The organism is Mucilaginibacter sp. Mucisp86 (assembly GCF_047324315.1).
GTDB lineage: Bacteria > Bacteroidota > Bacteroidia > Sphingobacteriales > Sphingobacteriaceae > Mucilaginibacter.
On sequence record NZ_CP168503.1, the window covers coordinates 2,498,304 to 2,511,219 of the forward strand.

Here is a 12,916-nt window from a genome sequence, read left to right on the forward strand (position 1 = left end):
TACAAATTTTAAAAAAGGATTAATCCTTTACTGGCATTGTATTGCCCTTACTTTTTAACCGAACTAAAAATGAAAACTATCATACACAACATATTTTGTACATTGCTGCTTGTTGCTATCAGCTGCGGTGTATCCTTCGCCCAGCAGGCACCGCCTGCCGCCAAGGTATCCGGAGCCTTACTTAACGAGCAGGGCAAACCCCTTGATTATGCAACCGTAAGTCTATTACGTGCATCCGATTCAACAGTAGTTAAGGGAGCATTAAGTAACGATGCCGGGGTTTATGTTTTTACCAATATAAAAGCAGGTAACTATATCATCAAAGCCTCGGTTGTTGGTTATCAAAAAGCAGTAAGTAAAAGCTTCGCTGTTCCGGCAAATGCGTCGCAGGTTACAGCTCCGGCATTAAACCTGCACACAGGCAATACTGAATTAAAGGCCGTTACCATCACTGCAACCAAACCCCTTATTGAACGTAAGATAGACCGCACCGTCATGAACGTTGAAAACAGCGTACTGGCAGCCGGCAATACCGCTATGGAAATTTTAGAGCGTGCCCCGGGCGTTACTGTTGACAAGGATGACAATATCAGTCTGAAAGGCAAACAGGGTGTAACCGTAATGATTAACGATAAGCTAACTTATCTTACACCTGCGCAACTGGCCACGTTGTTACGCTCAACAGATGGCGGTACCATTAAATCCATCGAGATCATTACCAATCCATCGGCAAAATATGATGCGGCCGGTAACTCGGGCATTATCAACATTAAATTAAAAAAGAATACACAATCGGGCACTAACGGCAGCCTTACTGTTGGCGGCGCTAAAAGCAAATACTGGCGCGATAACAGCAGCCTAAACCTTAATCATAAAGACGGCGGATTGAATGTGTTTACTTCATTAAGCAGGGGCGATAACAAACGCGGCCATACTATTGGCATTGACCGGATTATTACGGATACACTGGGCAACAAAACTTATTTCAACCAAAACTCCGACATGCCAAGCACCTATCATTACAACAACTACCGTTTAGGTGCCGATTACGATCTTACCGCTAAACACACTATTGGCTTTGTGGTAAGCGGTTATTCAAACAGTGAAAAAGACCTGAATGATAACCGTACTATTATAGGCAAGCAATTTGGCGTGGCCGATTCATCACTGCATACCACTTCTGATATCAGGCAAACCTATAAAAACTTTGCCCTTAACCTTAACGACAGGCTTAAGCTTGATACCAGCGGGCAGGAACTGAGCATTGATTTGGATTATTCTAAATTCAAAAACAACTCAAACGCCATGTACAATACAGATTATTTCTTACCGGATGGCAGTGTACAGCATGCGCCACAAATGCTGCGTAACCAAACCCCGTCAACCATCAGCATATACACAGGTAAAGCCGATTACACCAAACCGCTTACCAAGACCATTAAACTGGAAGCCGGTGTAAAGTTTAGCAGTGTTAAAACCGACAACGATCTGCAGGCACAGATTTACGACAACGGGGCTTACCGAAATGACACCACCCGTACCAACCGTTTTATTTACGACGAAAAAATTAATGCCGGGTATTTAAACCTGAACAAACAATTCAAAAAGTTTTCGGTACAGATTGGCTTACGTGCCGAACAAACCCGGTCGACAGGTAACCTGATTGGCAGCACACCAGTTAAGAGGAGCTATCTTAACTGGTTCCCAAGCGCGTTCATTAACCAAACCATCAACGATAAAAACGAGATCAGTTTTTCATACAGCCGCCGTATCGATCGCCCGGGATATGACGATTTAAACCCATTTGTTTATTATCTTGACCCTTATACCTATTCACAAGGTAACGCATTCCTGAACCCGCAATACACTCAAAACTTTGAGTTTAACTATACCTATAATAAAACCATCAACGTAAGCCTAGGCTACAGTCATACTACCGACGCTATCACCGAGTTGATATTAACCGAAGGCAAACGCTCGTTCGAAACACACCAGAACCTGCAAACCCAAACCGGTTACAATATCAACATCAACACACCATTTACCATTACTAAATGGTGGGAAGGTAATGTTAACGCCACTGCGTTTTACCTGGGCTTTAAATCAGATACCCTTGCCGGACAAAAATTTAACGACGGACAATGGGCTTTCCAGGGCCGTACAACACAAACATTCAAATTTGCAGGTTACCGTTTCGAGGTAATGGGCGATTATCAATCGGCATTAACTTATGGTATTTATAAAATCAGGCCGCGCTATTCGGTAGATATGGGCATCAGCAAATCATTCATGAATAAAAAATTCAACGTTAAAGCTTCATGTGATGATATCTTCAACATCCGCCGTAATGACTTAAGCAGCCAGGTGGTAAACAATAACTTTGTCATTAAACAAAAGAATGATACCCGCGTAATGCGCCTCACGTTTACCTACAACTTTGGTAACAACGCCATCAAAATGCGCGAACACCGCTCAGGCGCCGATGATGAAAAAGGCAGGGTGAAGGGGAATAATTAACCCCCCTGCCCCCTAAAGGGGGAGCAGCTACATCGCTTTTATAATTAAAAGGCCTGTTTCTCAAAATGGAAACAGGCTTTTTGTATTTATTAAGACCATGCTAATCAAAAACTCCCCCTTTAGGGGGCTGGGGGGCGAGGCTATTACTGTCCCACCATAAACACGGCATTGCTAAATAGCAGTTTACCATTCTCCCAGAAACTGCGGAACAGCGGGTCATCAACCATATAAACAACCGAGCCACGGCCCATAGGCTGCACGCCAAGCAGCAAACCGTTATTGATCTTCTTTTTTGATTCCTGGCCAACAAAGCCTGATACATAGCCATCCTTTTTAATGGTACCTACATTCCAGCCATCATCGCCCGAAAAAAGATCATAGATATCATCATTCAGCTTAAGTGAATAGTAATAATCCGGCAAACCGAAACCAAGCGGGTGGGTATTATCAAGGTTCAGTTTATAAATAGCGCCAGGAATTGATTCGCTAAGTGCTAACCGGTCACGATCTCCATATAATTTAACGGTTTTATCCTTGTCCTTTTCTTTGTCCTTGTCTTCTTTTTTCTCTTCCTTATGCTTAATCAGGAAACCCTTTTTATCAACCAGTAATGACACGGCGTTATCCACTGCTATCAGCTTACCCCCATCACGGATCCAGTTCTGTAATTTATCCGAAGGAAAATCTTCATAGCGGCCATCCGGACAAATCACCACATCAAACTCGCCCAGTTTTGTGCGACTTAAGTCCTGATACCTGATTAAAGTAACCGGGTATCCGATTTGTGCTTCAAACAAATGCCAAACCTCGCCCATGGCTTCCGAGTTAACGCCATCGCCGGCAATCAAAGCTATTTTAGGTTGATGGATATATCTTACCGCGTCCGAACCTATATCTGACCCCTTATCCACAAACCCGGTTGAAATGGGGGTGATCTCCTGGTTAAGTGACGCGGCAGTTTGCGTAACTACCTGGTCAAAGTCAGCCAGATCGTTGCCTGCGCGGGTAACAATTATTGAGCCTGCTGTAAATTGCTTGCCACCGGCTTCAAACGGCTTTTCGGCATAGCGAACTTTGATCTTCTTTTTAAGCAAAGCAGCCAAAAATTTCACATCATTAACCGATTGCCATGCCGATACATAAGCATAGGCATGCGTATTTACCAGTGGCTTCGGTTCGGCCACACTCCATTCTGCGCTGACGGGCTTAAAAGACTCCTTTAAGCCATAAGCTTTTAAACCATAGGCATACGGAAGCGACCATGCCGTAATATCGTATGTATTTGAATCGGGTATAAATGTTTTTGGTTCCAAAAGCACATGCAGCAATACTGCTTTGGGCTGGTAGGCATTAATTACCAGGTCATTTGTACCAACATTATATTGTTCTGTTTTTTGGGTCACATAATTAAAGCCGGTAACCGCCTTATTGGCTAAACCAAAACCATACTGGATACCATTGCGGCTCAGCATCTTTGCCACTGCGTTAACTTTGTTGTTATTATCATTTTTGATAACATAAGTTTTGTATTCGCCCGGCGGATTGGCCCGGCTGTTGTCAAAAAACTTTTTGTACTCGTCCAAAAGCTTTTGGGTATTTAATGCAGCTATTTCAAGTGTACTTAAACTTGTTGAATGGTGATGGGCCACGCGTTGCACCAACGTAAGGGTATCGCCGCTGCGGGTAACCACAGCCAAACCGGCACTAATGCCACCCTGCTCGTAAGTCATGCCGATAGAGCCATTATATAAAGGATAGGTATCACCATATGAAGGATACAGCAGGTCGAACTCATATTTGGTAAAATACATCCAGCCGTTTTGGTCAAAATATTTGGCGTTGTTTTTACCAATGGTGATCTGGAACTGGCGTTGCCATGGTGTAATATCCTTATGATATGGTTCAGCAGCTGGGGCAAAGTAATAAGGTGCATTATAACCCTGCTCATGATAATCAACATGAACCTGCGGCAGCCATTGGTTGTATAAACCCACACGTGCCTGGGTTTCTTTTTGCTGCTGCCACGCCCAATCGCGGTTAAGGTCAAAGTAAAAATGGTTTACCCTCCCACCCGGCCATGGTTCAATGTGCTCGCGCGATGTTGGGCTGGGATCTGGCGCTGCACCAACTACCGAATTATAAAAATTCACATAGCGATCGCGTCCATCGGGATTTAAACAGGGGTCGATAACAACCACCATGTTTTTGAGCCAGGCCTTGGTGGCGATGTTCGCCGGATCAACCAGATCAAACAAAGTCCACATTGAAGCTTCACTTGATGCAGGCTCATTACCATGCACGTTGTAGCTTAACCAGGTAACAACCGGCATGGCAGTGCTGCCGCCACCGCTTTCAATTCCGGCCAGCTTAAGGTTATTATGACGGATCTCTTCCAGCCTGCCAATATTTTCATCAGATGCTATGAACATCGCAAGTAAAGGCCTGCCCTCATTAGTAGTACCAAACTGCTGCAGCTTTACATTTTTTGAGGCCGAAGCTACATATCTAAAATATTCAACAATACGATAATGCGGCGTAAAATGCTCTCCCAGCTTATACCCCAGAAACTCCTGCGGCGACTGAATTTTTTGTGCAAAAGCCGGGCAAAAAAAGCCTATAAATACAAGTAGAAGTAAATATCTTTTTATCATATAATATATAATAATGTGTAGGAGAAAAGAGATAAGCTAATATGCATAAAAATATTGGCAGATTAGTGGATGTGCAAATTTCAGATGTGCAGATTATTTTGATGTGCAAATTCCGGATGTGCAGATATGCAAATGATTTGAAAATGCTTTGTTGTTATTTACAGCGATGCAAAGTATTTTAAAATTTGCACATCAGCATATCTGCACATTTATAATCTGCACATTTAGAATCCATCATTTGCATATCTGCACATTCGCACATCTGAAATTTAAATGAATTCTGCACATTTGCATATCTGCACATTTGAAATTTATCATGACACCTATCCAGGCCCTGCAAAAATATTTTGGTTATAGTGCCTTCAGGCACGATCAGGAAGCTATTATTCAAAATATACTAAAGGGGCAGGATGTTATGGCGCTGATGCCTACTGGTGGTGGTAAATCATTGTGCTATCAACTGCCTGCTGTATTACTTGATGGGCTTACCATAGTCATATCTCCGCTTATCGCCTTGATGAAAGACCAGGTAGATAGCCTGAACGTTAACGGCATCCCGGCGGCTTTTCTTAATTCGTCACTAAACCCTGAAGAAACAAGGGTTTTAGTGAACAGATTGAGGAACAACGAGATCAAACTGCTTTACCTTGCCCCCGAACGCCTGTTCAGTGCCGAGAGCAAGGATAACAAAGAGAATAAGCTCATCCCCTTTCTGAAAACGCTGAAAATAGCCCAGATAGCCATTGATGAAGCACATTGTATCTCGTCATGGGGGCATGATTTCAGGCCTGAGTATTTAATGCTTGCCGGGCTTAAGGAAGAATTTCCGGCGGTACCGGTTATAGCGCTTACAGCTACGGCCGATAAACTCACGCAAAAAGATATTCTGGAGAAATTAAATCTTCATTCGCCGGCAATATTTGTATCCTCATTTAACAGGGCAAATATCACTTACCGGGTAACCCCTAAAAAGAATAGCTTTAAACAGCTCATTGCCTTTTTGAATGAGCATAAAGATGAGTCGGGCATTATTTATTGCCTCTCCCGTAAATCAACCGAAGCTTTGGCCGAGGATTTAAAGGATGAGGGCTTTGCTGCCGAAGCTTATCATGCTGGTTTAAGCAACGAGGTTAAAGCCCGCAATCAGGAAGCCTTTTTACGCGATGACCTGAAGATCATTGTGGCAACCATCGCTTTCGGCATGGGTATCAATAAATCAAACGTGCGCTATGTGGTGCATGTTGATCTGCCTAAAAACATTGAAGGCTATTACCAGGAAACCGGCAGGGCAGGGCGTGATGGCTTACCATCCGAAGCATTGCTGCTTTACTCGCCCGGTGACGCGATGAAATTACAGGGCTTTGCCAAAGTTGAGGGTAACGAACAACAAAGCCGTATCATGCTCAACAAGCTCAATGATATGGTGAAGTATTGCCAGCTATTGTCCTGCCGCAGGCAATACCTGATGAAATATTTCGATGAGCAATTTCCGGCCAAATGCGGTTCATGCGATGTTTGCCTTACCGAGTATAAACGCTTTGACGGTACATTGATTGCTCAAAAGGCGTTATCGGCAGTAGCCCGGTTAAATGAACGCTTCGGGGCAAACTATGTGATCGATTTTTTACGGGGATCAAAAAGCGACAAGATCCGCGAAGAACATAAACAGCTTAAAACCTATGGTATTGGCGCAGATATTAGCAAGGCCGACTGGCAACATCATATCCGCGAACTGGTAACCATGGGATACCTGCAAACCGCCGGGGACGAGTACCCGGTTTTAAAGCTTACGGCGCAAAGTGCAGATGTTTTAAAAGGTGGCCAAAAGGTTGAGTTTATTGAAATAGAGAAGGTAGAGGAAGTTCATCATGAAGAAAGCCTGCCGCATGAGGTTCCATTATTCAACCGGCTAAGGGAGGTTAGGCGTGGCATTGCCGAGAGTGAAAATGTACCGGCTTATGTTATTGTATCCGATGCCACACTACAGGAAATGGCTACCTACCTGCCACAAAGTTTGGATGAACTACGATTAATATCAGGTTTTGGCGATGTTAAACTGGCACGCTATGGCCGGGAGCTGCTACAGCCGGTTAAGGAGTATTGCGCAGAGAAAGGCCTCGGTTCAAAAATTAAACAGAAATCGCCTAAACGCGAGCGCAAGGCTAAACCCGCAAAGTCAACATCATCGCCTCGCGGTAAGGATACAAAGGCCGAAACATTTGAGCTATACCGCTCCGGGAAAACGGTTGCCGAAATAGCGGCTGAACGTGGGTTTACTGCAGCTACCATAGAAACACACCTGAGCTATTATGTGCAAAATGGAGATCTGGATATCACGGAAATAGTTCCGCAGAAAAAGATCGCTGTTATTGCCGATGCCGTTGAAAGTTATGGAGCTGAAAGGCTATCGCCCCTGAAAGAAATCTTAGGCGATGATTACAGCTATGGTGAAATCAAAGCTGTAATTGGCTGGATGAATAAGGGGGAATAATTTTTGCTAAGTTTGATGAGAAAACTTGCGCTCGTTTGCAACGAGCGCTTAAAATGGGTTTGCGTTTAAAACGCAGGCCTTGCGATACAATCGCCGAACCACGTTAAGCACTCATTGCAAACGAGCGCAAGATAATAATGACATATTTTGAATTGTATTTGTTCAACACACATGACTACCACAACCCAACTCTACGATATATACCTCAAACATCCCGTAATAAGCACCGATACCAGGAAAATAGCACCCGGCAGCCTGTTCTTCGCGCTCAAGGGCGAAAAGTTTGATGCAAATACATTCGCTCAAAAAGCAGTTGAGGCCGGTGCGGCTTATGCCGTAATTGATAACCCCGAATATCAGCTGAGCGAGCAATATCTATTGGTTGAGGATGTTTTAACTACTTTACAGGATCTGGCCCGCCACCATCGCCGCCAGCTTGGCATCCCGGTTATTGGGCTTACCGGCACCAATGGCAAAACCACCACCAAGGAGCTGATCAATGCCGTGCTTTCACAGCATTTCAAAACCCAGGCCACCCAGGGTAACTTAAATAACCATATTGGCGTGCCGCTTACTATACTAACCATTGATGCCGGCCATGAAGTGGCCGTGATTGAAATGGGCGCCAACCATCAAAAAGAGATTGAGCTGCTGTGCAGCATCGCTCAGCCATCGCATGGCTTAATTACCAATGTTGGTAAAGCACACCTGGAAGGTTTTGGCGGAGTTGAAGGCGTAAAGAAGGGTAAAGGGGAGCTGTATGATTTCTTCGCCCCCCAGCCCCCTAAAGGGGGAGCAGGTAATGCAGGCGGTGTTGTTTTTATAAATAGCGACGATACTGTTTTAATGGAGATGGCTGATGCTCGCCATTTACCTCATGTAGAATATTATGGTACTGATGCTATTGATAACCTAATCAACGGTGAACTGTTAGAGAACTCTCCGTTACTTACTTTGGAGTGGACCAACAATAAAACAGGCGACAGCTATAAAGTTAAAACCCAGCTAACCGGCACTTATAATTTGCCTAATATTTTAGTGGCGATATGTATTGGTACTTACCTCGGCTTATCGGCCAATGAAATTAATGCCGGTATAGAAGGCTATCAACCTAAAAACAACCGCTCGCAAATTGTGCAAACGGCTACCAATACCCTCATTTGCGATTACTACAATGCCAACCCGAGCAGCATGTTTGTTGCCATTGAAAACGTGGGCAAAATTGATGCAAAAAGAAAAGTGCTTATTTTGGGGGATATGTTTGAAATGGGCCCGGAAGCGGCAGTTGAACACGCGGCAGTAATTAAAAAGGCAATGGATACAGCTGTTAATGAACGGATTTTTATCGGCAAGGATTTTTTGGCTGCGTCCCAGTCCGTAGACCATAGACCGTGGACCATGGACAAGTTTTATGAAACCGCCGAAGATGCTATTGCAGCTTTGAAAGCACAGCCTATTACCAATTCAACTATCCTGATCAAAGGATCAAGAGGGATGGCTTTGGAGCGGCTGGTGGAACTATTTTAGGAATTAGGTATCAAAAAAATCCACTTGCAGATTTGAAACTCTGGCGGACTCTGATGGGTAAGTGACAAAACAGTTGAAGACTTACGAAGTTTTGAAAACTTCGTAAGTCTGGACTCTACAATTTGTCAGGAGGGAGAAACATTTAAGCTACTCCCTCCTCAAACTATCAACCGGATTAGCCAGTGCGGCTTTAATCGATTGAAAACTGATGGTAATAAAGGCTATCAATATGGCAATAACTGCAGATAACAGGAAAGTTGTCCAGCTAATACCCACTCTGTAGGCGAAAGCATCAAGCCAGTGGCTCATAGCCAGCCATGCTATCGGAAAAGCTACTACAATAGCTATCAACACAAGCTTGATAAAATCTTTAGCCAACAGGGTAACCACGCTGCCTACTGTTGCGCCTAAAACTTTGCGCACGCCTATTTCGCGGGTGCGCACCTGGGCGGTAAAGGCCGCCAAACCAAGCAGGCCAAGGCAGGAGATAAAAATTGCAATCCCTGCAAAATAGTTAAACAAAGTTCCTTCACGCTGTTCGCCCTGGTAAAGGTTATTGAATTCTTCGTCCAGGAAGTTATAAGAAAAAGGAAACTCGCCGTTGTATTGTTTAAACTGGCTACCCACTGCGGCTATAGCTGCGGCAGCATTATTGGTGCTGGTTTTTATATACATGGTTTGATAAACAGCAGGGCGATAAAAGAAAATAGCAGGCGCAATTTTCTCGCGCAGGCTGGCAAAATGAAAGTCTTTAATTACGCCGATGATGGTTCCGTTTGTTTTTTGGAAACGGAAATGCTTGCCGATAGGGTTTTTCATCCCGATTTCCTTTACGGCTGCTTCGTTAAGTATAAAATGAGTGGAATCTGCTACAGCACCGGTAAAGCTGCCGCCTTGCTGCATTTTGAGTTTAAAAAACCGGATAAAGTCTTTATCTATCCCCATAGGGTGAAGGATAAATGTTTGGCCTGGCGCCTTGCCATCCCATGAATTATCCCCCGATATCATGCCGCTACTAATGATACTGCTCGTTGCATGGGTTACGGCCTCTATACCGGGTTCCTTCAAAAGCTCGGTCTTTACGGCATCATAATGCCTTGAGGCATCGCGCAGCCAAACACCAAAAACGCGGCTTTTATCGTACCCTAAATTTTTCGACTGGATGTACTTGAGTTGCCGGGTAATAACCAAAGTACTCACAATAAGCACTACCGAAAAGGTAAACTGCACTACCACCAGTATTTTACGGAAAAGCACATCGCCAATACCGTTTGATATTTTGCCTTTAAGTGCCTTCAACGGTTCGAAAGATGAAAGCAACAATGCCGGGTAAATACTGGATAATAGCAGGGTAGCGGTTATTGTTCCTGCGATAACCAGCCAGATGTGGAAGTCGGAAAGATTAAACACCAGCTGCTTGCCTGCAATTGTATTAAATACCGGCATCACATTATAAATTACCAGCACCGCCAAAACCGACGAAAGCATGAACAACAAGGCCGTTTCGATGACAAACTGCATAAACAATTGTGTTTTTGCTGCGCCGATAATCTTTCGCATGCTGATCTCCTTGGCCCGCAGCATGGCCCGCGCTGTTGAAAGATTAACATAGTTAATACAGGCAATAACCAGTATTACTAAAGCTATAATAATAAAGATGCGTACAGTGCTGATACCGCGGTCGGTGCCGTCGGCATTGTAAAGATGCATTTTACTGATGGGCAGCACGAGATAGTCAGCATCGGTATCCTCGGGCTTCCGTTTCAGGTGAATGCTATTCAAATCGGCCGATAGCTGTTTTAATGATGTGCCGGGCCTTAGCTGCAAATAGGTTTCATAAGCATAATTACTAAAATCATGGTTCACATCAACTTTAAAGACCTTAACATGATAGCTCATGGGCATGATCATGTCATAATGAATACTTGAGTTAAGTGGAAAATCATTAATAACACCCGATACCGTAAAGTTCTCTTTATTATCGGCAACAATAACTTTTCCAATGGCATCCGCACTCCCGAAATATTTCTTTGCTGTACTTTTTGTGATCACAACCGAATTATCGCTTACAAAAGGCTTTGCCTTATTACCCTCAATCAGCGGAAAATCAAATACGGTAAACAGCGATGGATCGGCAAAACCAACCGCCTGCTCACTGAAAACTTTATCCTGGTATTTATACAATGAAAAAAGCCAGTTATCGGTAAGGCGCACCTGGTTTTGCACAGCGGGCAGCTCCTGTTTAGCCAAAGGGCCCATCGGCGCAACGGTAACCTGCCAGATCTGTTTTGATGCGCCGGTACCACCAAAAAGTTCTACCCGATAAATATTGGACGCGTTTTTATGAAAACTGTCAAAGCTAAACTCGTCCTGCACCCAAAGCAAGATGAGGATTCCGATGGCAAGGCCCACAGTTAACCCAGCAATATTGATCACCGAATAAAATTTATTACGAATGAGATTACGCCAGGCCGTTTTGATATAGTTCTTCAGCATAAAAATCCATTTTATCTGTTTGTACGGCAGATAAAACAATGCCAATATATTAAACGCCTATTTATCAACAACTTAAACAAACAACACAATCTACTACCGTTCGGATACGGACAGGCAGGTGTTCACTTATGTAACGGCTTAATTAAGAGCAGGGATGCTATCAGCCTTCAAAAACAGGGGTTATCATATTGTGGTTCACGAGGATCCGCATCAGCATATCTACCGAAAAATCGCGGGTTATATCGATACTTATAAAGTCTGTTTCGCCATTTTTTACCTCGCAGGCATCGCGGTCAAAATACAGCACCAACCCGCGCATGCTGCCCGAAATAATAACAATACGCTCGTTATTAATAAGCTTAAAGCTATTGCGCGTGCGCTTAAAAAAGCTGCAAAGATTTTTAATATGCCTATAGGTAAGTAATGAAATGATCATGCTGTCAGCTTTTAATAATGGTGGCCAGTCGCTGTCTTATAATGATTTCTTTAACACCGGCAGGCAGCAAACTGTTTAATAAAACAAGCATCCGGTTTATCATACCGGGGATGATCTCTTTTTTTCCTTTCAGCAAACCATCCACCGCTATACGTGCTACGTGCCCGGGCTCCATAATGGTTGCCTTTGATATACCTTTGAGCTTATTATTCATCACCAGCAGTTCGGGCTTGGTATTAATACCTCCAGGACTAAGCAGGCTGATCTTTACGTTTGAACCATGCAGTTCCAGCTGCAAGCATTTGGTAAAATACCTGATGAATGATTTGGTTGCACCATAAACCTGCTTTTTAGGCACCACAAACAAACCGCCCAAACTGCCTACATTTAATATATATGAAGTAGCCGAGGTATCGGTCTGGGCCAGAAACAAGCGTGTAAGCAGTACAGGTGTAATCACGTTTAGTTCAATTTGCTTTTTATAGAAACCGATGTTGAGATCTTCAAACCACGACCAGTTGCCCAGGCCTGCGTTATTGATAAGCAGATGCGCCGTGATTTGCTCATCACTAAGGTAATTAAAAATTGCCGGGTAACTTTCGGCAAGTGTTAAATCAATTTCCAGATAATTTACTTTAACCTCAAAGTTTTTGCGGATAAAGGATGCCAGCTCGGGCAAACCCGATGAAGGCAGCGATACCAATACCAGGTTTATTTGCCGCGATGCCAGTTCAATGGCAAACGATTTGCCCAATCCTTCGCTGGCGCCGGTTATGATGGCGGTTTGGTTTATCATGA

At 43.8% G+C, this 12,916-nt stretch carries 7 protein-coding genes; 3 read left to right on the forward strand and 4 right to left on the reverse strand.

Annotated features, from left to right (window positions below; genetic code table 11):
* Nucleotides 1–69: 69 nt before the first annotated feature.
* On the forward strand, nt 70–2,517 hold the full coding sequence (locus ACEN9X_RS10500; protein WP_413670324.1) for a TonB-dependent receptor domain-containing protein: 2,448 nt from the start codon (nt 70–72) through the stop codon (nt 2,515–2,517).
* A gap of 143 nt (nt 2,518–2,660) precedes the next feature.
* Here ACEN9X_RS10500 and ACEN9X_RS10505 read toward each other — a convergent pair whose 3' ends face one another.
* Nucleotides 2,661–5,168, reverse strand: coding sequence for a M14 metallopeptidase family protein (locus tag ACEN9X_RS10505; RefSeq protein ID WP_413670325.1), 2,508 nt, complete (start codon nt 5,166–5,168; stop codon nt 2,661–2,663).
* A gap of 316 nt (nt 5,169–5,484) precedes the next feature.
* Between ACEN9X_RS10505 and recQ the strand changes: the two genes are divergently transcribed.
* Nucleotides 5,485–7,659 (forward strand): DNA helicase RecQ, encoded by a 2,175-nt coding sequence (gene recQ, locus ACEN9X_RS10510; RefSeq protein WP_413670326.1) that lies wholly within the window; start codon nt 5,485–5,487, stop codon nt 7,657–7,659.
* Nucleotides 7,660–7,830: 171 nt separating this feature from the next.
* Entirely contained in the window at nt 7,831–9,186 is a 1,356-nt protein-coding gene (locus ACEN9X_RS10515) for a UDP-N-acetylmuramoyl-tripeptide--D-alanyl-D-alanine ligase (protein ID WP_413670327.1), read from the forward strand.
* Nucleotides 9,187–9,333: 147 nt separating this feature from the next.
* Here the strand turns inward: ACEN9X_RS10515 and ACEN9X_RS10520 are convergent, their stop codons facing one another.
* The 3 genes from ACEN9X_RS10520 to ACEN9X_RS10530 all read right to left on the reverse strand — a co-directional run bounded on the left by ACEN9X_RS10520 (nt 9,334) and on the right by ACEN9X_RS10530 (nt 12,914).
* Complete coding sequence (locus ACEN9X_RS10520; protein ID WP_413670328.1) at nt 9,334–11,682, reverse strand: ABC transporter permease; 2,349 nt, start codon at nt 11,680–11,682, stop codon at nt 9,334–9,336.
* Between the two features lie 160 nt (nt 11,683–11,842).
* The gene (locus ACEN9X_RS10525) at nt 11,843–12,118 is read right to left on the reverse strand and encodes a hypothetical protein (protein WP_413670329.1); all 276 of its coding nucleotides are present in this window, start codon (nt 12,116–12,118) and stop codon (nt 11,843–11,845) included.
* Between the two features lie 4 nt (nt 12,119–12,122).
* Nucleotides 12,123–12,914, reverse strand: coding sequence for an SDR family NAD(P)-dependent oxidoreductase (locus ACEN9X_RS10530; RefSeq protein ID WP_413670330.1), 792 nt, complete (start codon nt 12,912–12,914; stop codon nt 12,123–12,125).
* Between the last annotated feature and the right edge of the window lie 2 nt (nt 12,915–12,916).